The 22,061-nt window shown below is 66.2% G+C and carries 20 protein-coding genes and 1 pseudogene; 10 read left to right on the forward strand and 11 right to left on the reverse strand.

Annotation, left to right across the window (positions count from 1 at the left end; all coding sequences use genetic code 11):
- From QM612_RS11495 to QM612_RS11505, 3 genes and pseudogenes are all read left to right on the forward strand, one after another.
- A pseudogene (locus QM612_RS11495) lies at positions 1–162 on the forward strand (DUF4198 domain-containing protein); the annotation flags it as partial.
- Between the two features lie 64 nt (positions 163–226).
- Positions 227–1,177 carry an FAD:protein FMN transferase gene (locus QM612_RS11500; RefSeq protein WP_415254021.1) on the forward strand — a complete coding sequence of 317 codons (951 nt, stop codon included), beginning with the start codon at positions 227–229 and terminating at the stop codon, positions 1,175–1,177.
- Positions 1,178–1,188: 11 nt separating this feature from the next.
- The gene (locus tag QM612_RS11505) at positions 1,189–2,646 is read left to right on the forward strand and encodes a sulfite reductase subunit alpha (RefSeq protein ID WP_415254022.1); all 1,458 of its coding nucleotides are present in this window, start codon (positions 1,189–1,191) and stop codon (positions 2,644–2,646) included.
- 116 nt (positions 2,647–2,762) lie between these two features.
- Here QM612_RS11505 and QM612_RS11510 read toward each other — a convergent pair whose 3' ends face one another.
- The gene (locus tag QM612_RS11510) at positions 2,763–3,368 is read right to left on the reverse strand and encodes a HutD family protein (RefSeq protein ID WP_415254039.1); all 606 of its coding nucleotides are present in this window, start codon (positions 3,366–3,368) and stop codon (positions 2,763–2,765) included.
- Positions 3,369–3,397: 29 nt separating this feature from the next.
- The gene (locus QM612_RS11515) at positions 3,398–3,733 is read right to left on the reverse strand and encodes a ComEA family DNA-binding protein (RefSeq protein WP_415254023.1); all 336 of its coding nucleotides are present in this window, start codon (positions 3,731–3,733) and stop codon (positions 3,398–3,400) included.
- A 196-nt stretch (positions 3,734–3,929) separates the two neighbouring features.
- On the opposite strand from QM612_RS11515, the gene QM612_RS11520 reads away from it, so the two are divergent.
- Together QM612_RS11520 and QM612_RS11525 are read left to right on the forward strand one after the other, a co-directional pair.
- Positions 3,930–5,429 carry a M20 family metallopeptidase gene (locus QM612_RS11520; protein WP_415254040.1) on the forward strand — a complete coding sequence of 500 codons (1,500 nt, stop codon included), beginning with the start codon at positions 3,930–3,932 and terminating at the stop codon, positions 5,427–5,429.
- Positions 5,430–5,545: 116 nt separating this feature from the next.
- A complete protein-coding gene (locus tag QM612_RS11525) occupies positions 5,546–5,791 on the forward strand; it encodes a GlsB/YeaQ/YmgE family stress response membrane protein (RefSeq protein WP_415254024.1) in 246 nt (81 codons plus the stop codon).
- A 59-nt stretch (positions 5,792–5,850) separates the two neighbouring features.
- On the opposite strand, the gene QM612_RS11530 is transcribed toward QM612_RS11525, so the two are convergent.
- The 8 genes from QM612_RS11530 to QM612_RS11565 form a co-directional block, all read right to left on the reverse strand.
- Positions 5,851–7,251: an FAD/NAD(P)-binding protein gene (locus QM612_RS11530; RefSeq protein WP_415254025.1), complete on the reverse strand. Its 1,401-nt coding sequence runs from the start codon at positions 7,249–7,251 to the stop codon at positions 5,851–5,853.
- A 65-nt stretch (positions 7,252–7,316) separates the two neighbouring features.
- On the reverse strand, positions 7,317–8,354 hold the full coding sequence (locus QM612_RS11535; RefSeq protein WP_415254026.1) for a sulfate/molybdate ABC transporter ATP-binding protein: 1,038 nt from the start codon (positions 8,352–8,354) through the stop codon (positions 7,317–7,319).
- 2 nt (positions 8,355–8,356) lie between these two features.
- Positions 8,357–9,220 carry a sulfate ABC transporter permease subunit CysW gene (gene cysW / locus QM612_RS11540; protein WP_415254027.1) on the reverse strand — a complete coding sequence of 288 codons (864 nt, stop codon included), beginning with the start codon at positions 9,218–9,220 and terminating at the stop codon, positions 8,357–8,359.
- Complete coding sequence (cysT, locus tag QM612_RS11545) at positions 9,213–10,067, reverse strand: sulfate ABC transporter permease subunit CysT (protein ID WP_415254028.1); 855 nt, start codon at positions 10,065–10,067, stop codon at positions 9,213–9,215. The genes cysW and cysT overlap by 8 nt, the downstream gene beginning before the upstream one ends.
- A gap of 78 nt (positions 10,068–10,145) precedes the next feature.
- Entirely contained in the window at positions 10,146–11,159 is a 1,014-nt protein-coding gene (locus tag QM612_RS11550; RefSeq protein WP_415254029.1) for a sulfate ABC transporter substrate-binding protein, read from the reverse strand.
- A gap of 44 nt (positions 11,160–11,203) precedes the next feature.
- Positions 11,204–12,649, reverse strand: coding sequence for a porin (locus tag QM612_RS11555; protein WP_415254030.1), 1,446 nt, complete (start codon positions 12,647–12,649; stop codon positions 11,204–11,206).
- A gap of 86 nt (positions 12,650–12,735) precedes the next feature.
- Positions 12,736–12,918 (reverse strand): DUF2292 domain-containing protein, encoded by a 183-nt coding sequence (locus tag QM612_RS11560; RefSeq protein WP_415254031.1) that lies wholly within the window; start codon positions 12,916–12,918, stop codon positions 12,736–12,738.
- Positions 12,919–12,931: 13 nt separating this feature from the next.
- Positions 12,932–13,372: an RrF2 family transcriptional regulator gene (locus QM612_RS11565; protein WP_415254032.1), complete on the reverse strand. Its 441-nt coding sequence runs from the start codon at positions 13,370–13,372 to the stop codon at positions 12,932–12,934.
- 177 nt (positions 13,373–13,549) lie between these two features.
- Between QM612_RS11565 and QM612_RS11570 the strand changes: the two genes are divergently transcribed.
- The 3 genes from QM612_RS11570 to QM612_RS11580 all read left to right on the forward strand — a co-directional run bounded on the left by QM612_RS11570 (position 13,550) and on the right by QM612_RS11580 (position 18,038).
- Complete coding sequence (locus QM612_RS11570; RefSeq protein ID WP_415254033.1) at positions 13,550–15,391, forward strand: assimilatory sulfite reductase (NADPH) flavoprotein subunit; 1,842 nt, start codon at positions 13,550–13,552, stop codon at positions 15,389–15,391.
- A gap of 156 nt (positions 15,392–15,547) precedes the next feature.
- Complete coding sequence (gene cysI, locus QM612_RS11575; RefSeq protein ID WP_415254034.1) at positions 15,548–17,275, forward strand: assimilatory sulfite reductase (NADPH) hemoprotein subunit; 1,728 nt, start codon at positions 15,548–15,550, stop codon at positions 17,273–17,275.
- A gap of 22 nt (positions 17,276–17,297) precedes the next feature.
- A complete protein-coding gene (locus QM612_RS11580; RefSeq protein ID WP_415254035.1) occupies positions 17,298–18,038 on the forward strand; it encodes a phosphoadenylyl-sulfate reductase in 741 nt (246 codons plus the stop codon).
- Between the two features lie 119 nt (positions 18,039–18,157).
- Here QM612_RS11580 and QM612_RS11585 read toward each other — a convergent pair whose 3' ends face one another.
- Positions 18,158–19,141, reverse strand: coding sequence for a LysR family transcriptional regulator (locus QM612_RS11585; protein ID WP_415254036.1), 984 nt, complete (start codon positions 19,139–19,141; stop codon positions 18,158–18,160).
- Positions 19,142–19,294: 153 nt separating this feature from the next.
- Here QM612_RS11585 and cysG point away from each other — a divergent pair, with 153 nt between their 5' ends.
- Together cysG and cysK are read left to right on the forward strand one after the other, a co-directional pair.
- Entirely contained in the window at positions 19,295–20,740 is a 1,446-nt protein-coding gene (cysG, locus tag QM612_RS11590) for a siroheme synthase CysG (RefSeq protein ID WP_415254037.1), read from the forward strand.
- A gap of 31 nt (positions 20,741–20,771) precedes the next feature.
- Positions 20,772–21,731, forward strand: a complete 960-nt coding sequence (gene cysK / locus QM612_RS11595; protein ID WP_415254038.1) for a cysteine synthase A — start codon at positions 20,772–20,774, stop codon at positions 21,729–21,731.
- The last annotated feature ends 330 nt before the right edge of the window (positions 21,732–22,061 follow it).

Raw genomic sequence — 22,061 nt, forward strand, 5'->3', positions numbered from 1 at the left:
ATCACCGTGACCACCGATGCAAACGGCGAGTTCAAGGTGAACTGGCCGGAAGCCGGCATGTACTGGCTGGAAACCAGCACTACCGACGACAAGACCAGCGTGCCACAGGCCAAGCAATGCCGCCTGAGCTACGTCGCCACCCTTGAAGTCCTGCCGCAGTAATGTTGTTCCTTCTCCCCGCATGCGGGGAGAAGGTGCCGAAGGCGGATGAGGGGCCACGCAGCGCATGACACTCCACACCCTCGGCGGCGAGAGCATGGGCACCCGCTGGAGCGTGCGGCTGACCGCCGCGCGCGATGCCGACCTGCGCGCGCTGCATGCCGGCATCGAAGCGCGACTGGCGCTCGTGGTACGGCAGATGAGTACGTGGGAAGCCGGTTCCGACATCAGCGCGTACAACCGCGCCGATGCCGGAACGTGGCAGTCGATCCCGCCCGAGTTCGCGACTGTGCTGGCCTGCGCGCTTGCGATTGCCGAAACCAGCGATGGCGCCTTCGATCCCACCGTCGGCGCATTGGTCGGGCTTTGGGGCTTCGGTGCCGACGCACAAACCACCACGCCGGATGCGGCACGCGTGCAGGCCACGCAGGCAAGCACTGGCTGGAAGCGGATCACGTTCGACCAAGCGCAATCGCGCGTGTTGCAACCGGGCGGCGTGCATCTGGATTTGTCCGCGATTGCCAAGGGCTTCGCTGTTGATCTGGTCATCGCCCATCTGATGGATGCCGGCATCGAAGCGGCGTTGGTCGAAGTCGGCGGCGAATTGCGTGGCTATGGCCGCAAACCCGATGGCAGCGGCTGGCGCGTGCTGGTCGAAGCTGGCCCGGAAGAAGACGACCACGCGCTGGAACCGCGCGTACTGGAACTGGACGGCATCGCGGTGGCAAGTTCCGGCGACCGCTGGCATGCCTATGAGCGCGATGGCCGTCGCTATACCCACACCATCGACCCGCGCCGTGGCGAGCCGGTGGAACACGCGCCCGCCGCCGTCACCGTGATTGCAGGCAGCGCCATGCAGGCAGATGGCTGGGCCACCGCCTTGACCGTGCTGGGTGCGGAGGCCGGCTTCGCGCTTGCGCAGCGGCGCGGCATCGCGGCACGTTTCCTTGAACGCGGCAGCGATGGCCTGCATGAACGCATGACCGACGCCTTCCGCGCGCGGCTGGTTGCAGCATGAGCCGGCCACGCATGCGCATCAGTCGCTCATTGATTGGCAACACGCTGACCCTGCTGCTGTTGACCGTGCTTGCATGGTGGTTGCTGCGCCTGCAGATCCAGCCCTGGCCTTCGCTCACGCCGCTGGCGAAGCCGCGCTGGATCGCCGCCATCGCCACCGTTATCTGGCTTGCGCACTGCGGCTGGATCGCATGGCGCGGGCGCACGCCCAAAGCCATTGCAACCACCAGCGCGGATGGCGAAACAGCGTGGCGCGTGGTGTATGCCAGCCAGACCGGCTTCGCGCTGGAACTGGCGCAGCGCACCATGCAGGCGTTGCGCGATGCCGGCTGCCACGCTGAACTGCACGACATCGCCCGCCTCGGCATCGACCAGATCAAGGGCGCGCGCTGCCTGTTCGTCGTCAGCACCACTGGCGAAGGCGACCCGCCCGACCACGCACTGGGTTTCGCCGCACGCATGACCGATGCCCATGACCTGCACGGCACGCAGTACGCGGTGCTGGCGCTGGGCGACCGCGAATACGAGCAGTTCTGCGCGTTCGGTCGCCAGCTCGACGACTGGCTGCACCACCACGGCGCGACGCGACTGTTCGACCGGGTGGACATCGACAATGCCGATCCGGGCGCGCTGCGCCACTGGCAGTCGCAGATCGGCGTGCTGACCGGGCACACCCATCAGCCGGACTGGGAGCGCCCGCAATACCAGCGCTGGACGCTGGCGGCACGCACACTGCTCAATCCCGGCAGCGCGGGCGACCCTGCCTTCCATATCGCGCTGACGCCACCTGTTGGCGAAACAGTGGACTGGCAGGCCGGCGACATCGCCGAGATCGGCCCCCGTGATCCGCACAACCCGGATGCCGAGCAGCCGCATCGCGAATATTCCATCGCCTCGATTCCCGCCGATGGCGAACTGCATCTGCTGGTGCGTCTGATGCAGCGCGAGGACGGCAGCCCCGGCCTTGGCAGCGGCTGGCTGTGTGCGCATGCTGCCGTGGGCGAGGCCATCGACCTGCGCATCCGCAGCAATCCCAATTTCCACGCGCCGGAACCGTCACGCCCGATGATCCTGATCGGCAACGGCACCGGCCTTGCCGGCCTGCGCGCGCACCTGAAGGCGCGCATCGCCACCGGCGCGCATCGCAACTGGCTGCTGTTCGGCGAGCGCAACGCCGCACACGACCGCTTCCACGGCGATGAACTGGACGGCTGGCTGCATGCGGGCAAGCTGGCGCATCTGGACCGCGTGTATTCGCGCGATGGCGGCGCGCATCGCTATGTGCAGGACGCGCTGCGCGCGAATGCTGCGCGCCTGCGGCAGTGGCTGGACGACGGCGCTGCGCTTTACGTCTGCGGCAGCCTGCAGGGCATGGCACCGGGCGTGGATGCCGTGCTCACCGATCTGCTGGGCAAAGACGGCGTGGATGCGCTGATCGAAGCCGGGCGCTATCGCCGCGACGTGTATTGATGCAGGCGCATGCGGAGCAAGCTCCGCATCTACAAGCATCAAGCATCGGGAGGCATGTAGGTGCCGAGCTTGCTCGGCACATTCGGTTGCAAGTGCATGCGGAGCAAGCTCCGCATCTACATCTCCATGATCGGCGCGATGCGGATCAGCAGCGCCTCGCCTGCGCCATCCAGCCGGAAGCGGGCGCGCTGGCCTTCTGCCCGCATCACCGCAGTATCGCCACTGCCGAGTTCATCCTCACCCATCGCATCGGCAAAACGCGCATGCCCGGCCATCAGGTGCAGTAGCCATGTTTCGCCGACATCGACGAACACCGTCATGCTGCCGACCAGCGGGCGATGCCACAGTTGCGCATTCACCACCGCACGCTTCCACATCAGGTTGAAATCGCGGCTCGGGCCGTCCAGCAATTCGCCAGTCAATGACCGATCACCGGAAAAGCGCAGGCTGCCGTGCGGCGGATGCAGTTCCTGCGTTTCGCCATCCTCGAAACACAGCCGCATGCCATTGCCACTGAGCAGCACCAGTTCGCGCTCCACGCCGGGAAACGCGGAAAACGGCGCATCGGCTTCGATTTCCGCAATCGACAAACGCCAGTCCCAGTCATCCACATCGGGAACGCGAAGAATCTCCGAAGTCCAGCCAGCACCGTTCTTCCAGCGCATGCGGCGGCAGTCACCGGCGCGGATGAACGACAACAACTGCGGCGATGGATCCGTCATCGCCGCAGTGTAGCGCTGCGCCATGACAGTCAGCGCCGTGCAACCTGCTTCGGTGCCGCCGTGGCCACCGTCTTCGGTGCAGCAGCCGGACGCGCACCACCCACCACGATGCGGTCGCGGTTCTTTTCCACGGTTTTCAGGCCGATGCCCTTGACCAGTGCCAGTTGCTCGGGGCTCTTGAATGCGCCGTTGCTCTTGCGGTGATCGACGATGGCCTGCGCCTTGGCCGGGCCAACGTTGACCAGCACGCGATCCAACGTGGCGGCATCGGCGGTATTGATGTTGACCTTCTCGGCGGCGATGGCGGTGCCGGCCAGTGCCAGCGACAGGACCAGGCTCGTGAACAGGGTCTTCAGGGACTTCATGGCGGTTCTCCTCGTGTCTGTGCAATCCGGCGCGGGCTGCGATCCGGTGTGTGCAGATTGCCGCCGCGCCTGCATGCCGCCCATCGGTGGTTTGCCCGCATCCGGTCGGGGGTTTTCCGCATGCCGGGGTCGGAAAAGTCCTACGGAGTAGAATCAACGGATTCATCGCAACGGATACGGAACCACGCACATGGGCATGCCTTCCTTCGACGCCGCCAAGGCCCGCGCTTTCGTCGATGCCAAGTGGAACGACGAGATCGTCCCGCAACTGGTCGAATACATCCGCATCCCCAACAAGTCGCCGATGTTCGATGCCGACTGGGTCAAGAACGGCCACATGGATCGCGCGGTGGCGCTGATGGAAGCCTGGGCGAAGGCGCAGCCGATCCCCGGTATGCAGCTTGAAGTGGTACGGCTGGAAGGCCGCACGCCGCTGATCTTCATCGACATCCCCGCTGCCAACGGTGGCCGCAGCGACGACTGCGTGCTGCTGTACGGGCACCTGGACAAGCAGCCGGAAATGACCGGCTGGGACGAAGGCAAGGGCCCGTGGGTGCCGGTGCTGGAAGGCGACCGCCTGTACGGGCGCGGCGGTGCGGATGACGGCTATGCAATCTTCGGTTCGCTGACCGCGGTGATGGCCTTGCAGGCGCAAGGCGCGCCGCATGCGCGCTGCGTGGTGCTGATCGAAGCCTGCGAGGAATCCGGCAGCTATGACCTGCCCGCCTATGTGGATCATCTTGCCGGGCGCATCGGCAAGCCTTCGCTGGTGGTCTGCCTGGATTCGGGCTGCGGCAATTACGAGCAGCTGTGGTGTACCACCTCGCTGCGCGGACTGGCCGGCGGCAACCTGACCGTGAAGGTGCTGCACGAAGGCGTGCATTCGGGCGATGCCTCCGGCATCGTGCCGTCGAGCTTCCGCATCCTGCGCGAACTGCTGTCGCGGATCGAGGATGAAACCACCGGCCGCATTCTGATCGACGGCATGCACGTCGAAATCCCTGCGGAGCGCAAGGCACAGGCGGCGAAGGTGGCCGAGGTCATGGGCGACGAGGTGTACAACAAGTTCCCGTTCCTCGACGGCATGGTGCCGATGTCGGATGACCTGACCGAGCTGGTGCTCAACCGCACCTGGCGGCCTGCGCTGTCGATCACCGGCGTGGACGGCATTCCGCCGCTGGCCTCTGCCGGCAACGTGCTGCGCCCGCATACCTCGGTCAAGCTCAGCCTGCGCCTGCCGCCCACGCTGGATGGCAAGCGCGGCGGCGAACTGTTGCAGGACGCGCTGCTGAAGAACCCGCCGTATGGCGCGCAGGTCAGCCTGCATCTGGAAAAAGCCAGCACCGGCTGGAACGCGCCCGCGCTGGTGCCGTGGCTGGAAAACGCCATCGACCAGTCCAGCCGGGAGTTCTTCGGCAAGCCGGCGATGTACATGGGCGAAGGCGGCACCATCCCGTTCATGGGCATGCTGGGCGAGAAGTTCCCCGGCGCGCAGTTCATGATTACCGGCGTGCTGGGCCCGCATTCCAATGCCCACGGCCCCAACGAGTTCCTGCACATCCCGATGGGCAAGGGCGTCACCGGCTGCGTGGCGCGGGTCATCGCCGAGCATCATGCCGCCAGCCTGCGCGGTGAAACCACCGGGGTGGCGGCTGTCGCCGGTGGCGAGCAGCACGGCGAGCACGGCTGCTGCTAGGATGCGCCAGCGTCATTCCATCAGCCGATGATTTTCATCACCCGATCTTCATCATCCGATTTCATCAACTGATTCCATCAACCGGATCCATCAAGCAATCCACACGGGGGCACAGCATGTTCAGCGGCATTTTTGGTTACATCTTCGGCGGTCTTGTCATCGGCGTGCTGGCACGGCTGGTCAAGCCCGGTGCCGATCCGATGGGCTGGATCATGACCATCATCCTCGGCATCGTCGGCGCGGTGATCGGCGGCTGGGCTTCGGGCTACTTCGGCCTTGGTCGCACGATGACCTGGGTCGCTGCAATCGTGGCGGCGGTGGTGCTGCTGTTCGTCTATGAGGCGATGCGCAAGAAGAGGTAAGCCTGCATTTCGACAGTGCAACGAAACGCCCCGCAACGCGGGGCGTTTTTGCATCCGGATCAGCCCTGCCTTGCCACGGCTGCGGGTGAAGTGGCCTGTGCGTTGCGCAGCAACTGACGCCCCAGGTTGCGCGCAGCGATGCGCAATTCCTGCACCGCCGTGATCTCCCACAGCTGCCCGCGCAGCAGCGGCCCCGCGCAGTACAGGCCGCGTACCGGCATGCCATGCCGATCCAGCACTTCGCATTGCGGCGATGCACGCAGCCCCAGCCCCAGCGCATCGGCACAGATCAAGCCGGCGTCGCGCAGCTGCGAGACCAATGGATGGGTGGTGTGCTCGATGTCGGTATCCAGCCCGGTCGCGCGCACCACCACGTCGTAATGTTCCAGCGTTGCATGGGTTGCACCGCGTTCGCGGATCAGCACTTCAGCGCCACCGTTTTCGCCCAGTCGCGCGCGCAGCAGGCGTCCGGCGCGGATGCGCAGGCGTCCTTCATCGCGCAATGCCTGCAATTCGGCGTGCATGTCGGGGGCCAGCCGATGGCGGACGGATTCCCAGTGCGAACGCAGATGGCGCAGGAAGCGCGCGCGCTGCGCGTGGGCCAATGTCTTCCAGTACGCCTGCAGGTAGGGACGCAGCGCATCGATCAGGCTGCGCCAATCCGGCAGGATCGGCATCAGCGTCCGCAATGCACGCAGCAACTGACGCACGTTGCCGCTGTTGAGTGCTTGCAGCACGGTCGGCGGCAAGGCAACCGGTGCCGATGGCGGCTGCGCATGCGCCTGCGGCAGCAATCCATGCCGCGACAAGGCAACGATGGGCCCGCGATGGCGGCGGCGTTGCAGGGTTGCCACGGTGTCCGCCATGGTCAGCCCGGTGCCGACGATCAGTACGCGCGCATCCGGCGCGATGCGGTCGATGGCCTCGTCTCCCAGCAGGCTGCGTTGCCACGGCCAGCCGATGTAGGCCGGATCCACCAGCAGGCGCGGCCCCACGCCATGCAATGGCTGCGGCGGCAGCGCGCCCACCGCCAGCACCACGATGTCGCTTTCCACCTCGCGACCATCGATCAGGGTGATGCGGAAACCGTCGCCGTGGCGTTCCACCGCGATCGCCTCCTGCGGCGTCATGCGGAAGTCGGCGCGGGTTTCCTGGATCGCATCCTGCAGGCGGGCATACAGATATTCGCCATACGCCAGGCGCGGCATGAAACGGTTTTCGCCGCGCGCGCCAAGATTCAGCCACGCGGCAAAGCCACCCGGATCGTCCGGGTCGATGCCCAGTTCGTTTGCACGCACGTTCAGAAGATGCTCCGCGCGCGCTTCGCCATAGGCAACGCCGCGACCGAAGCTTTCCGGCATGCCGATCAGGCGGATCTCGGTACCACCCGGCGCATTGCGCGCCAGTTCGATGGCAAGTGCGCTGCCGGAAAAGCCGGCACCGACGATGGTGATTCGCATGGCGTACTCCCGTTGTGGCATGGGCGAGCAACAGCCCGCTGCATGCGGCGGTGTGTCCGGTGGCGTCAGGGAAAAACGGCGTAGCGCGTCGGCCGCAACCGCACCTGGTCGCCGACTGACCATGCCTGTGCCAAACCCGCATCGAAGGATTCCTGCTCCAGCGCCTGCGGCTGGCCGTCCACCTCCACTTCGCATGTGATCCGCCCGCCCAGCCGATGCACCGCGCGCACGCGCCCATGCAGGGCAGCATCGGCGTCATCCGCGGCGACCAGATCATGCGGGCGCACGTACAGGCGCGCAGCGCCATCGGCCACGTCGCGCGCGTCCAGTTGCAGGCCGGCGCAATGGAAGCGGCCCTGCTCCACGCGCCCTTCCAGCACATTGGCGCGGCCGATGAACTCGAACACATAGGGCGATGCCGGTGCGTGATAGACCTGATCCGGCGTGCCGATCTGTTCGATCCGGCCGTTGCGCATCACCACCACGCGGTCGGCCAGTTCCAGCGCTTCTTCCTGATCGTGGGTGACGAACAACGTGGTCTGGCCGGTCTGCTCGTGCAGCCTGCGCAACCAGCGGCGAAGCTCTACCCGCACCTTGGCATCGAGCGCACCGAAGGGTTCGTCCAGCAGCAGCACGCCGGGGTCGATGGCAAGCGCCCGCGCCAGCGCGATGCGTTGCTTCTGCCCGCCGGAAAGCTGGTCGGGATAGCGCCCACCGTGTTCCGGCAGCTGCACCAGCTGCAACAGTTCCTGCACGCGCCTTCCGATCGTGGCCTTGTCCGGGCGACGGCTGCGCGGGCGGCTGCGCAGGCCGAAGGCGATGTTCTCCGCCACCGTCATGTGCCGGAACAGCGCGTAGTGCTGGAACACGAAGCCGACGTTGCGCTCGCGCAGGCTCAGCCGCGTGGCATCGACATCGCCAAACAGCACCTGCCCGTTGTCGGCATGCAGCAGGCCCGCGATCACGCGCAGCAAGGTGGTCTTGCCGGAACCGGACGGCCCCAGCAAGGCCACCAGTTCACCGGACGCGATATCAAGATCGATGCCGTCCAGCGCGGCCACGCCGGGGTAATGCTTGGTCAGCGAGGAAATCTTCAATTGCATGGTCAATGCCGCCTGTGCGATTGCGCAAGTGCGTCGCCATGACGCGCTTCAAGCCAGAACTTCAACACCAACGTCACCAGCGCCAGACCCGCCAGCAGCGAGGCCGCCGCGAACGCGGCAGTGCCGTCGAACTCGTTGTAGAGAATCTCGATGTGCAGCGGCAGCGTGTTGGTCAGGCCACGGATGTGCCCGGACACCACCGACACCGCGCCGAACTCGCCCATCGCGCGCGCACCGCACAGCAACACGCCGTACAGCAGGCCCCACTTGATGTTGGGCAGGGTGACGCGGCGGAACATCGTCCACGCACCCGCGCCCAGCGAGCGCGCGGCAAGTTCCTCGTCCGCGCCCTGCTGCTGCATCAAAGGCACCAGCTCGCGCACCACGAACGGGAAGGTGACGAACAACGTGGCAAGCACGATGCCGGGCCGCGCGAACAGGATCTTGATGTCGTGTGCCTGCAGCCAGCCGTGGAACCAGCCGCCGGTGCCGAACAGCAGCACCAGGCACAGGCCCGCAACCACTGGCGATACCGCGAACGGCAGGTCGATCAATGCCAGCACCGCGCGCTTGCCACGGAACTCGAAGCGGGTCAGCGCCCACGCCGCAAACAGGCCGAATACCGCATTGATCGGTATCACGATCGCGGCAGTGAACAAGGTCAGCCGGAGCGCAGCGCGGGCATCGGGTTCGGCCAGCGCCGCCCACCATGCCTTGAAGCCGTCACCGAAAGCCGAAGCAAGCACCATCACCAAGGGCAACACGACCAGCAACACCATCGCCAGCATCGCGCTGCCGATCAACAGCGCGCGCAGCCATGCCGGATCCTGCAATGGGTCGCGCATGGATTGCTTGCGTTCAGCCATTACGGCCTCCACGCTGGAACAGCAGCGGGATCAGATTGATGACCAGCAGGCACAGGAACGAGGCGACCAGCAGCAACGCGGCGATGGCGACCGCGCCGTTGTAGTCGTATTCCTCCAGCCGGATGGTGATGAGCAGCGGCGCGATCTCGGTCTTGTACGGCAAATTGCCGGCGATGAAGATCACCGAGCCGTATTCGCCCAGCCCGCGCGCGAACGCCAGCGAGAATCCCGTCAACCACGCCGGCAACAACTCCGGCACGATGACCCGGCGAAATGCAGTGAAGCGGCTTGCGCCGAGTGATGCGGCGGCTTCCTCCGGTTCGCGGCCCAGCGTTTCCAGCACCGGCTGCAAGGTGCGCACCGCGAACGGCAGGCCGATGAACACCAGTGCCAGCACGATGCCGGGTACGGCGTAGGCGATCTTGATGTCGAACGCGGCCAGCAGTTTCCCGACCCAACCATTGGGCGCATAGATCGCGGTCAGGGCGATGCCGGCCACCGCCGTTGGCAAGGCAAACGGCAAGTCCACCAGCGCATCCAGCAAGCGCCTGCCCGGAAAGCGGTAACGCACGATCACCCACGCCACCAGCGCGCCCACCAGCGAAGCCAGCACGGCAGCGGCGAAGGCGGCACCGAAACTCAGCTCCAGCGCCTCCTGCACCCGTTGATCGCGGATCGCACGCAGCCAGCCGTCCACGCCAAGGCCGGCGGCACGCACCGCCAGCGCCAGCAGCGGCAACAGCACCACCACGCCCAGCCAGGCCATGCCCAGCCCCAGGCTCAGGCCGAAGCCCGGCAGGGGGTTCCTGCCACGCCTGCGTTTTGATGGTGGTGCGATTGCACTCATTTCGGGTTATCCATGCGATGAGAAATACCTGAGCGATTCGTCATTCCGGCGAAAGCCGGGATGACGAGCCAAGGTTCGTTACGGCTTGTAAATGCGATCGAAGAAACCGCCATCGCCGAAATGCTCGGCCTGCGCCTTCTTCCATCCGCCGAATGCGCCATCGATGGTGACCTGCGACACCTGCGGGAACTGCTTGAGCAATTCCGCCGGCACCTTGTCCGGCTCCGAAGGCCGGTAGAAGTGCTTGGCGGCAAGCTGCTGGCCCTGCGGCGAATACAGGAAGCGCAGATAGGCCTCGGCTTGCTTCTGGGTGCCGTGCTTCTTCACGTTCTTGTCCACCCACGTCACCGGCGGCTCGGCCTTGATGCTGATCGAAGGCACCACGATCTCGAACTTCGCCCGGGTGTCGGCGTCATTCAGCGTCAGCAGCGCCTCGTTCTCCCATGCCAGCAGCACGTCGCCGATGCCGCGCTCGACGAAGGTGGTGGTGGAACCGCGCGCGCCGGTATCCAGCACCGGCACGTTCTTGAACACCTTGGTCAGATAGGCCACCACCTTGTCGCCGTCGCGATACTCGCGCGACGCCCAGGCCCACGCCGCCAGATAGTTCCAGCGCGCGCCGCCGGAGGTCTTGGGGTTGGGCGTGATGACGCCGATGCCCGGTTTCGCCAGATCGCCCCAGTCCTTGATGCCCTTCGGGTTGCCCTTGCGCACGAGAAAAACAATCGTCGATGTATAGGGCGAGCTGTTGTGCGGCAGCCGCGTCTGCCAGTTCGCCGGGATCAGCTTGCCGTTGCTCGCCAGCACGTCGATGTCCGCCGACAGCGCCAGCGTCACCACGTCAGCTTCCAGCCCGTCGATGACCGCGCGCGCCTGCTTGCCGGAGCCGCCATGCGACGCACGGATGTTCAGCGTCTCGCCGGTCTTCTGCTTCCAGTCTGCGGCGAAGGCCTTGTTGAACTCCGCGTAGAACTCGCGGGTGGGGTCGTAGGAGACGTTCAGGAACTCCTTGTCCTTGGCGATCACGCCGCCCGTGAACACCGGCAGCGCGATGGCGATGCCGAGCAGCAACTGCTTGATGCTGGTTTTCATGTGGATGTCCTCGTTGGTTCGCTTATGTAGGTTCGATCAATGCGTCAGAAGGAAAGTTGCGCGCGGGTGAAGAAGAGTTGCTCGTCCTTGCGCGGCGTGGCGGTGCCGAAGGCGTCGAACGCGGTGCGCGCGTAGTTCGCGACCAGCTTGACGTTGGAGTTCAGGTACCAGTTCAGGCCCAGTCCCCAGCTGCGTGCCGACGATGCCACGGCGGCCGCGTCGGCAAACAGGGGGAAGGCGTCTTCGTCGATGCTCAGGTGGCCATAGCGGCCCACCAGCTCCAGCGCGCCCCAGCCGCTGCCGTCCAGGGTGAAGGCATGGGCCGGCTTGAGCACGCCACGGTAGCTGGCGTCCTCGCCGGTCAGCACCCAGCCGGCGACCACCTGCCAGGCACTGTTGTTCAGGCTGGCGGTGTCGCCGGTGGCGGTGCGCACGTCCTGCTTCGAATCGATGTATTCGGCCAGCAGGCCCAGGCGACCGCCGTAGTAGTAGGCCTGCGGCGAGAGACGGGTGTGCTCGCCGGCTGCCAGCACGGTGCTGCGATAGTTGAAGAACTGCACCTGGCCGGGCGTGCGGTAGCGCGGCAGGAAGTTGTTGCCGGTGCCGTGCTTGTCGCCACGGCTGCCGGCCAGGCCGAAGCCCAGGCCCGACAAGGCGCTCACGCTGTCGCGCCACGGCTCGATGAAGACCCGCGCCGCCAGCTCGAAATCGCCGTCGGGATTGGTGGTCAGGCCGTCACGTCCGTCGGGCGCGCCGTTGAACAGGCCAACCGCGTAGCCCAGCCCGATGCCGCTGAAATCGCCCTGCAGCTGCGCGCCGATGTCGCGGCCCGGCGCCAGCTCGGACGGCAGGCCCAGCTCGATGCTGGAGGTCGCGTTGCTGGACTGCAGGCGCTCCAGCCCCACCGCCGGCTTGAACTTGCCCACCCGCACGGTGGCGCGCGGGTCGAACTTCAGGTCAACGTAGGCGTCGTTGATGCTGGCGCTGTCGCCGGCCAGTTGCGCATTGATGCGAAAGCCGATCAGCTTGCCCCAGCTGCCTTCCAGCGTGGGCTCGACCCGGCGCAGCAGGAAGCTGTCCAGCGCCGATGCCGAGGTTGCGCCGCCGTAGTGGCGGAAATCGCCCTGTATCAGCCCGCGCACCTTGACCTCCAGGTCGCCGTTGGCGGATTTCACCGACAGGCCCTTGTCGGCCAGCGCCAGCACCGGCGCGGATGCGGCGCGGGTGGCGTCGGCCTCGGCCTGCAGTTCCTGCTTGCGCTCGACCACGCGCAGGCGCTGGTCAACGGCATCGACATCGGCGGTGGCGGCGGTTGGCGCGGTGCGGCCCTCAAGCGCGGCCAGGCGCTGCTCCAGCGCGGCGATGCGTGCGCGCAGCTCGTCATTTTCATTGTCGCCCGCATGCGCCAGCGGCATGGCCGCGAGAATGGCGATGGCGAGCAGGTTGCGGATCAGGGGCCGTGACGGCCCGGACTGCGGTTGCGGAAACATGGCTTCTCCTGCTGTGGTGTGGAAGGCATGCCTCCGGTGATCCGGTCGGCAAGTGTTGGTCGGGGCGTGGTGAAGCACGGCGTGCTTCAGGCGGTCTTGTCGAAACGGACTTTCTCGCTGCGCGTGATCTGCACGATCCGCGACTGGTGGACAATGATTTCGACGGTGCCGAACGCGGTATCACGGATTGCGCGCAGCACTTCGGCCTCGGCTACCTGCTCCGCAGTGGCATGCGCATTCGATACGGCATTGAGCTGGTTCGACTTCATCGCGAATCTCCCGTTAATGGCGCATCCATGCTTCGTTACGCGCCTGTTGGCTCAAGGCCGCAAGGCTTCGCTGATCCAGTACGCTGCACAGCGCTTCGCGGGTTTCCCGCATCAGCGCGCGCACCGCGCAGGTCTGCGGATCAACGCAGTCGCTGCAGGGCTCGTAGGCAGTCATGCTGGCGCAGCGCACCGGTGCCAGCGGGCCGTCGATGGCGCGGATCAGATCGCCCACCATCATCGCCTCCGCCGGCCTTGCCAGTGCATGCCCGCCCTGCGCACCGCGCCTGCTGACGACCAGACCGGCGCGACGCAGATCCACCAGGATCGCCTCCAGGAACTTGCCCGGCACGCTTGCGCGCTCGGCGATGGCATGCGCCTGCAACCATGCGCCGGGCGGCAGTGCCGCCAGCTCGCACATCGCGCGAAGTCCGTATTTGGCCTTGTTCGTCAGCATTCCATAGTGAATCTATAGGGATATATCCCGGCAAGGGAAGCCTCCTTTCGACATTCACACATTCCCGCAAGGCATCAGCGGCATATGCAGCAGACGCATGCAGGCATGGCGGCGTTTCCTTTCCGTTAAACCGCGCCGGCACCTAGCTTGTGATGGTCCCCGCATCCCGGCCCCGCCATGTCGTCCGTTGTCGCCGCCCCCCTGCCCACGCCCCTGACCGCCGACCAGGGCGCACTGCTGTCCCGGTTCGTGGCCGAGGCCGACCGCAGCGCCTTGCTGTGGGCATCCGGCTATCTGGCGGGTGCTGCGCGCGCACTGGAAACCTCCCCCGTCAGTGCGCTCGCCGCCGCCATCGCCCCGCAGGCCAGCGCCAGCCAGCGCCTGACCGTGCTGTACGGCAGCCAGACCGGCAATGCCCGGCGCGAGGCCGAGAAGATCGCCGATGCGGCGCGGGCGGCGGGGCTGGAGGTGCGCTTGCTGCGTGCCGATGCCTACCAGACCCGCGAACTTGCCAGCGAACGCCTGCTCTATATCGTCATCAGCACGCAGGGCGAAGGCGATCCGCCGGACGATGCCATTGGCTTTGTCGAGTTCCTGGGTGGCAAGCGCGCACCCAAGCTGCCGGAATTGAAGTTTTCCGTGCTGGGCCTTGGCGATACCAGTTATGCAGACTTCTGCGGCATCGCCCGCAAGATCGACGCGCGGCTGGCGGAACTCGGCGCGCAGCGCGTGGCCGAACTGGGCACCGCCGACCTCGACATCGACACCGTGGCCGCGCCCTGGCGCGAAGCGGCACTGGCGAAGGCAGGCGAACTGCTGAAAGCCACGCCGGCTGCGCACGTCGCCACCGTCACGCCGCTGCGCCCTGCGGCCGTGGCGTGGTCGCACGAGCGCCCCTTCCCCGCCGAAGTGCTGGCCAACCAGCGCATCACCGGGCGCGCGTTCCGCAACGTCGGCTTCCTGCAATACGGCAACAACGAAAAGGACGTGCGCCACATCGAACTGTCGCTGGAAGGCAGCGCTCTGGCCTACGAACCGGGCGATGCGCTGGGCATCCGCCATCGCAACCCCGAATCGCTGGTGGCCTCGGTGCTGGACGCAACCAGGCTGGACGGCGATGCCCTGGCCAGCGTCGGCGGCGACACGCTGCCGCTGCACGAATGGCTGGCGACCCGCCGCGAACTGACCCGGCTGTCGCGCCCGTTCCTTGTCGCGCATGCCGAGCGTGCCGATGCTGCGCAGCTCAAGACGCTGCTGGAACCGGGCAATCCCGGCTTCGCCGCGCTGCTGGACGATCACCAACTGATCGACGTGCTGCGCCGCTGGCCCGCCGAATGGGATGCAGCCTCACTGCTGGCGGCACTGCGCCCGCAGGCACAGCGCCTGTATTCCATCGCCTCCAGCCGCAAGCGCGTGGGCGAGGAAGCGCACCTGACGCTGGACGTGCTGCGCTATGCCGCCCACGGGCATGAGCATCTCGGCGCTGCCAGCGGCTTCCTTGCCGCGCTGGAAGAAGGCGCGCAGGTGCCGGTTTACATCGAACCGAACGAGCGTTTCCGCGTCCCCGCTGATGCCAGCCGCGACATCATCATGATCGGCCCCGGCACCGGCGTTGCGCCGTTCCGTGGCTTCGTGCAGGAGCGTGCGGAAACCGGCGCATCGGGCCGCAACTGGCTGTTCTTCGGCGCGCGCCATTTCGATACCGGCTTCCTCTACCAGACCGAATGGCAGGACGCGCTGCAACGCGGCGAACTGCATCGCCTCGACGTGGCGTTCTCGCGTGATGGCGGCAACAAGGTCTATGTGCAGGATCGCCTGCGCGAGCGCGGCCGAGAGCTGTACGACTGGCTGCAAAACGGCGCGCATTTCTACGTCTGTGGTGCCATCGGCATGGGCAAGGACGTGCATGCCGCCTTGCTTTCGATCATCGCCGCGCACAACGGTGGCGATGCCGAAGCCGCTGCCGAATACCTGTCGAACCTGCAACGGGAAGGGCGTTATGCGCGCGATGTTTATTGATGTTGTGGCGCGCGATTTTTCCTCGTCATTCCGGCGAAAGCCGGCGTCTTTTCGCAGACCTTGCGTCTGCGTATCCAGCTGTTGAGTGACTTGAGAAAAAAACTGGATCCCGGCTTTCGCCGGGATGACGAAAAACGAAATTACGAGCTAACCGCCATGTCCCACCCCTCCGTCGAAAAAATCAAGATCGAAAGTCGCGCCCTGCGCGGCACGCTGCTGGAAGGACTGGCCGACCCGGTCACCGGCTCGCTGTCGTTCGAAGACCAGCGGCTGGTCAAGTTCCACGGCACCTACCAGCAGGACGACCGCGACATCCGCGACGAACGCCGCCGCCAGAAGCTGGAGCCGGCGCATCAGTTCATGATCCGCATCCGCGCGCCGGGCGGCGTGTTCACACCAAAGCAGTGGCTGAAGCTGGACGCGATCGCCACCACCTTCGCAAACCACTCGCTGCGCATCACCACCCGCCAGACCTTCCAGTTCCACGGCATCGTCAAGCGCGAGCTGAAGGCCACCATGCAGGCGATCAATGCCGCCGTGCTGGACACCATCTCCGCCTGCGGTGATGTCAACCGCAACGTGCTGTCCGCCAGCAATCCGCTGCAATCGCGCCTGCATGCGCAAGTTCACGCCTGGGCAGAAAAACTGTCGCTGGCGTTCCTGCCCAAGACCCGCGCCTATTACGAAATCTGGCTGGATCAGGAAAAGCTGGCCGACAGCGGCGAGGAAGAAGATCCCATCTACGGCAAGGTCTATCTGCCGCGCAAGTTCAAGATGGCAGTCGCGGTGCCGCCGCTGAACGATGTCGATGTGTTCGCCAACGATTTCGGCCTGATCGCCATCGTTGACGGCAACGGCGACCTGGCCGGCTTCAACGTTGCCATCGGCGGCGGCATGGGTGCCAGCCACGGCGATGCCCAGACCTATCCGCGCCTTGGCAACGTGATCGGCTTCGTCACGCCCGAGCAGGCGCTGGCCATCGCCGAAGCCGCCATCACCGTGCAGCGCGACCACGGCGACCGCGTGGAGCGCAAGCACGCGCGCTTCAAGTACACCATCGACGAACACGGGCTGGACTTCATCGTCGCGCAGATGGAGCAGCGCGCCGGCTTCAAGCTGCAACCCGCGCGCGATTTCCATTTCGACCACAATGGCGACCGCTTCGGCTGGGTCGAAGGCGAGGACGGACGCTGGCACCTGACGCTTTCATTGCCGACCGGGCGCATCGCCGACCGTCCCGGCACGCCGCACCTGACCGGCCTGCGCCAGATCGCCAGCGTGCATCGCGGCGAGTTCCGCGTCACCGCCAACCAGAACCTCATCATCGCCGGCATTCCCGCCGACCAGCGCGCGCGCATCGAGGCACTGGTGCGCGAATACGCACTGGATCAGGACAATCGCGCGCCCACCGCATTGGCACGCGCGGCAATGGCCTGCGTGGCGCTGCCCACCTGCGCGCTGGCGATGGCCGAAGCCGAGCGCTACCTGCCCGACTTCAACGGCAAGCTGCAACCTCTGCTGGAAAAGCACGGCCTGGCCGATGCGCCGATCCTGCTGCGCATTTCCGGTTGCCCGAACGGTTGCTCGCGGCCGTACCTGGGCGAGATCGCGTTGGTCGGCAAGGCACCGGGCCGCTACAACCTGATGCTGGGCGCCGACCATCGCGGCCAGCGCCTCAACACGCTGTACCGCGAGAACATCAACGAGGAGCAAATCCTCGGCGAACTTGATCCGCTGTTCGCCCGCTATGCCGGCGAACGCAGCGAAGGCGAAGGCTTCGGCGATTTCCTGCACCGCGCAGGCATCGTTGCGCTGCCGCCGTATCCCACCCACGTCCAGGTCGAACCGGCGGGCATGCGTGCCGCGCTTGGACAGGCCGCCTGACCGCCAGCACGGAGTCAACGACATGCTTCCGCCCGATCCCGCCACCGCAGCTGAATCGCCGCTTGCACTGGCCGAGCTGAACCGCTGGCTGGCTGGCCTCAGCGCACAGCAGCGCCTTGCATGGGCCTTCGAAAAACTCGACGGCCCGCATGCGCTGTCCACCAGTTTCGGCGTGCAATCCGCCGTCTCGCTGCATCTTGTCAACAGCATCAGGCCGGGCGTGCCGGTGGTGCTGGTGGATACCGGCTACCTGTTCCCGGAAACCTACCGCTACGCCGACCAGTTGGTGGAACTGCTTGGCATCGACCTGAAGGTGTATCGCCCGCAGATCGGCGCGGCATGGATGGAAGCACGCTTTGGCAAGCTGTGGGAAGCAGGCGGCGAAGGCATCCGCCGCTACAACCAGTTGCGCAAGGTGGAGCCCATGCAGCGCGCGCTGCGCGAGCTCGGCGTGCGTTGCTGGATCGCCGGGCTGCGCCGCGACCAGGCATCCACGCGCGAAGGCATCGACTTTCTCGAATGGCGCGATGGCCGCTGGAAATTCCATCCCATCGCCGACTGGAACGAAATCGACGTCGGCGCGTACATGCTGCTGCACGACCTGCCGGAGCATCCGCTGGCGCAGCAGGGCTATGTCTCGGTGGGCGATGTACACACCACCCGCCCGTTGCTGCCCGGCATGGACGCGGCGGAAACCCGCTTCTTCGGCCTGCGCCGCGAATGCGGCCTGCACTTCGACGAACCGGCAAGTTCTGCGGCTTGATGATGCAAGCCCTCCCCTTCCCTGAAGGGGAGGGTTGGGTGGGGTTGGCTCTTTGTTGGCTCACGCCAAAAAGCACCCCTCCCGGCCTCCCCCTGCCTTCGCAGGGGGAGGAGCAAGCCCTATGCCTTGCTCGCCTGCACCAGCGCCGCCCACTGCGGGGACTGCGGCCAGTTGGCGTCCTGATTGCCTTCCAGGATCCGGCGCAGGTCACGCGGGTCAAGTTGCGGTGCCAGTCCGTGCAACAGCGCCAGCGCATATTCGCGCAGCACGCGGCCACGCGGCACCACCGCCCAGGTGATGCATTCGGGCAGTTCCGGCGGCGCTTCGACCACGCGCAGGTCATCGTCCTCGCGCGTGTTCACGGCCATCTCGGCCAGCAGGCCCGCGCCCAATCCCGTGCGCACATAGGTCTTGATGAGGTTGGCGTCGCGCGCGGTCATCGCAATCTGCGGTTTCACGCCGGCAGCGGCGAAGGCGCGCTGCAGCGAGGATTCCGGCAGCTTCGACGATTCATAGGAAATCAGCGGATGGCGGGCCAGCTCCGCCAGCGTCGGCGCACGGCCAAGCCCTGCCAGCGGATGCGCCGCAGGCACCAGCAGCACGCGCCGCCAGCGGAACAGCGGCACCGCCACGCCGGAGGTGACCGGCGCATTGCCTGCCGTGCTGATCATGGCGAAGTCGGCTTCATCCAGCTTGTCCAGCACTTCGGTATCGCCGGAGGCAAACAGATCGACGCTGACTTCGGGATAGCGGCGGGTGATGTCGGCGATCACCGGCGGCAGCACGTAGCGCGCTTGCGTGTGGGTGGTCGCCAGCAGCAAGCGTCCGCGATGTTCGCCGCGCTCGTTGGCGGCATAGCTGCGGATGTTGGCGGCTTCGGACAGGATCCGGCGCGCGTGTTCGATCACCTTCACCCCGGCGGGTGCCACGCCTTCCAGACTGCGGCCCTTGCGCAGGAACAACTGGAAGCCCAGCTCGTCCTCCAGTTGCTTGAGCTGCTTGGACAGGCCAGGCTGGGTCGCATGCACGCGCTCCGCCGCCTGGGTGATGTTGAAGCCGGAATCGGCGATGGCGACGAGGTAGCGGAGCTGGGTGAGGGTCATGGCGGCAGCGCTCGTTATATCGCTATATCCTGATGTAGCGATGGAGTATAACCATATCTGAACACATGTTCACACCTTGCTTATGCCGCTGGGGCATAACGGGAAGCCCGCCAGCCATTTCACCCGCAGGCGCATGCCACCTAGCGTGGCGACATGCCTGACGCGCCTGCCCTGTTCCCGCTGTTCCTCGACCTGCGCGGTCGCCGCGTGCTGGTGGTCGGCGGCGGCGGCGTGGCCGCGCGCAAGATCAGGGCACTGCTGGACGCCGGTGCCAGCGTGACGGTGGGCGCGCCCGTGCTGGAACTGGTGCTGGCCGCGCAAGTGCGCGAAGGCCGCATCACCCATCTGCGCGGCGAGTTTGACGAGACATGGCTGGACGATGTGTGGCTGGTGATCGCCGCCACCGACGACCGCGAAGCGAACAGTGCGGTGGCCGCAGCCGCACAGGCCCGCCGCATCTGGGCGAACGTGGTCGATGATGCCGAACTGGCCAGCGCGCAACTGCCGGCGCGCGTGCAGCGCGGGCCGCTGCAGATCGCCATTTCCAGCGGCGGCAGCTCGCCGATGCTGGCCCGCCACCTGCGCGAGAAACTGGAAACCGAACTCGACGATTCCCTCGGCGCGCTCGCGCGCTTGTTCGCCGATGCACGCACGCGCATCCGCGCGCAACTGCCGGATCTCACCGCGCGCCGCCGCTTCTTCCAGCGCGTGCTGTCCGGCCCCGCGCAGGCCTTGCTGCGCCGTGGCGATACCGATGCCGCGCAACAGGCCATCGACGATGCACTCATCACTACCACACCCACGCACGGCAGCGTGGCGCTGGTCGGTGCCGGCCCCGGCGATCCGGGCCTGCTGACCCTGCGCGCGCTGCGCGTGCTGAACGAAGCCGACGTGATCCTGCACGACCGCCTGGTCAGCCGCGAGGTGTTGAACCTTGCCCGCCGCGATGCCGAGTTCATCGAAGTGGGCAAGCGCGTCGGCGGCGACCACGACGCCACGCAGGCACGCATCCACGATCTGCTGATCGAACACGCCCGCGCCGGCAAGCGCGTGGTGCGGCTGAAAGGCGGCGATCCCTTCGTGTTCGGTCGCGGCGGCGAAGAACTTGAGGTGCTGCGCGCGCATGGCATCGGCTTCGAAGTGGTGCCCGGCATCACCGCTGCGGTGGCCTGCGCCGCCCATGCCGGCATCCCGTTGACCCATCGCGAACACGCGCAATCGCTGCGCCTGCTCACCGCGCAGGCGCGCGATGGCGATGCCGAACACGACTGGACCGCGCTGGCGCAACCGCAGCAGACGCTGGTGTTCTACATGGGCGTGGTCGGGCTGGAACGCCTGCGCGACAAGCTCATCGCGCATGGCCGCGCGGCATCCACGCCATTTGCCATCATCGAAAACGGCAGCCGCCCCGAACAGCGCGTGATCGCTGGCAGCCTTGATGAACTGCCGGAACTCGCCCGCATCCATGCCGTGCAGGCACCGGCACTGCTGGTGATCGGCGAAGTCGCCGCCTTCGCCACCGAACTGCACTGGTTCGGTGCGCCGCCCATCACCAGCGACGTGCGATGTCTGCAACGCGCCCTCGCCCACGCCGCCTGACCTTCTCTTTCGCATTCAACGGAACATCGCAATGGCCATCTTCGACAGCATCCTGGACACCATCGGCAACACCCCCATCGTGAAGTTGCAGCGCATCGCGCCCGACCACGTCACCCTCTATGCCAAGGTTGAATCCTTCAACCCCGGCGGCTCGGTCAAGGATCGCCTGGCGCTTGCCATCGTGCTGGATGCCGAGCGCAAGGGCCTGCTGAAACCCGGCGATACCATCGTCGAAGCGACATCAGGCAATACCGGCGTGGCACTGGCGATGGTGGCCGCCGCGCGCGGCTACAAGTTCGTCGCCACGATGGTGGAAACATTCTCCGTCGAGCGCCGCAAGCTGATGCGCGCCTACGGCGCCAAGGTGATCCTGACCCCCGCCGCCGAACGCGGCAGCGGCATGGTGCGCAAGGCGCAGGAACTGGCGCAGCAGCACGGCTGGTTCCTTGCCAGCCAGTTCGCCAACCCGGCCAACCCCGCGTGGCACCGCAATACCACCGCGCCGGAAATCCTGCGCGACTTCGCCGGAAAGCCACTGGATTACTTCGTCACCGGCTGGGGCACCGGCGGCACCCTGACCGGCGTGGCCGAAGTGCTGAAAGTCGCGCGCCCGGAAACCAAGATCATCGCCACCGAACCTGCCGGCGCATCCCTGCTCAAGGGTGACGAGTGGAAGCCGCACAAGATCCAGGGCTGGACGCCGGACTTCGTGCCCGACGTACTCAACCGCAATGCCTATGACCAGTTGCTGTCCGCCACCGACGACGAGGCCATCGCCACCGCGCGCAGGTTGGCAGCGGAGGAAGGCATCTTCGTCGGCATATCCGCTGGCGCGACTGTCGCCACCGCGCTGAAAGTGGCGCAGACCGCGCCAAAGGGTTCGGTATTGCTGGCGATGCTGCCAGACACCGGCGAGCGCTATTTCTCCACGCCGCTGTTTGCCGATGTCAACGAAGGCAGCGACGACGGCTGGCTGGCGGAATTGCCGTAACAACCTTGCATGGACTCCCCCGTCAACCCTTGATTTCGCTGTCTGGCAACGCGGCACGACCGAGACGCTTGCGCGCCAGTACCCGAAAACTTGCATAAGCGAAATGGAGGCATCCGTCTGGCTCGCCGAAGCCGCGTGGTAACGGGAGAAGTCCATTCGATCATTCAGGCCGACGCCGCCTCGCGGTGCGGCTTGATTCAGCGTTAGGGAAGGTCTGAACAAGCCGTCATTCCGGCGAAAGCCGGCTGCTTCTGACAAACGAATGTTTGTCCAATCCAGCTGTTTGGTAAGTCACTGAAAAAGCTGGATCCCGGCTTTCGCCGGGATGAC

Origin of the sequence: Thermomonas sp., from assembly GCF_047606765.1 — a bacterium.
Taxonomy (GTDB): Bacteria; Pseudomonadota; Gammaproteobacteria; order Xanthomonadales; family Xanthomonadaceae; genus Thermomonas.

Coding starts and splice junctions, on each gene's coding strand:
- QM612_RS11500 (WP_415254021.1), top strand. CDS start 227: ATGACACTCCACACCCTCGGCGGCGAGAGCATGGGCACCCGCTGGAGC.
- QM612_RS11505 (WP_415254022.1), top strand. CDS start 1,189: ATGCGCATCAGTCGCTCATTGATTGGCAACACGCTGACCCTGCTGCTG.
- QM612_RS11510 (WP_415254039.1), bottom strand. CDS start 3,368: ATGACGGATCCATCGCCGCAGTTGTTGTCGTTCATCCGCGCCGGTGAC.
- QM612_RS11515 (WP_415254023.1), bottom strand. CDS start 3,733: ATGAAGTCCCTGAAGACCCTGTTCACGAGCCTGGTCCTGTCGCTGGCA.
- QM612_RS11520 (WP_415254040.1), top strand. CDS start 3,930: ATGCCTTCCTTCGACGCCGCCAAGGCCCGCGCTTTCGTCGATGCCAAG.
- QM612_RS11525 (WP_415254024.1), top strand. CDS start 5,546: ATGTTCAGCGGCATTTTTGGTTACATCTTCGGCGGTCTTGTCATCGGC.
- QM612_RS11530 (WP_415254025.1), bottom strand. CDS start 7,251: ATGCGAATCACCATCGTCGGTGCCGGCTTTTCCGGCAGCGCACTTGCC.
- QM612_RS11535 (WP_415254026.1), bottom strand. CDS start 8,354: ATGCAATTGAAGATTTCCTCGCTGACCAAGCATTACCCCGGCGTGGCC.
- cysW (WP_415254027.1), bottom strand. CDS start 9,220: ATGGCTGAACGCAAGCAATCCATGCGCGACCCATTGCAGGATCCGGCA.
- cysT (WP_415254028.1), bottom strand. CDS start 10,067: ATGAGTGCAATCGCACCACCATCAAAACGCAGGCGTGGCAGGAACCCC.
- QM612_RS11550 (WP_415254029.1), bottom strand. CDS start 11,159: ATGAAAACCAGCATCAAGCAGTTGCTGCTCGGCATCGCCATCGCGCTG.
- QM612_RS11555 (WP_415254030.1), bottom strand. CDS start 12,649: ATGTTTCCGCAACCGCAGTCCGGGCCGTCACGGCCCCTGATCCGCAAC.
- QM612_RS11560 (WP_415254031.1), bottom strand. CDS start 12,918: ATGAAGTCGAACCAGCTCAATGCCGTATCGAATGCGCATGCCACTGCG.
- QM612_RS11565 (WP_415254032.1), bottom strand. CDS start 13,372: ATGCTGACGAACAAGGCCAAATACGGACTTCGCGCGATGTGCGAGCTG.
- QM612_RS11570 (WP_415254033.1), top strand. CDS start 13,550: ATGTCGTCCGTTGTCGCCGCCCCCCTGCCCACGCCCCTGACCGCCGAC.
- cysI (WP_415254034.1), top strand. CDS start 15,548: ATGTCCCACCCCTCCGTCGAAAAAATCAAGATCGAAAGTCGCGCCCTG.
- QM612_RS11580 (WP_415254035.1), top strand. CDS start 17,298: ATGCTTCCGCCCGATCCCGCCACCGCAGCTGAATCGCCGCTTGCACTG.
- QM612_RS11585 (WP_415254036.1), bottom strand. CDS start 19,141: ATGACCCTCACCCAGCTCCGCTACCTCGTCGCCATCGCCGATTCCGGC.
- cysG (WP_415254037.1), top strand. CDS start 19,295: ATGCCTGACGCGCCTGCCCTGTTCCCGCTGTTCCTCGACCTGCGCGGT.
- cysK (WP_415254038.1), top strand. CDS start 20,772: ATGGCCATCTTCGACAGCATCCTGGACACCATCGGCAACACCCCCATC.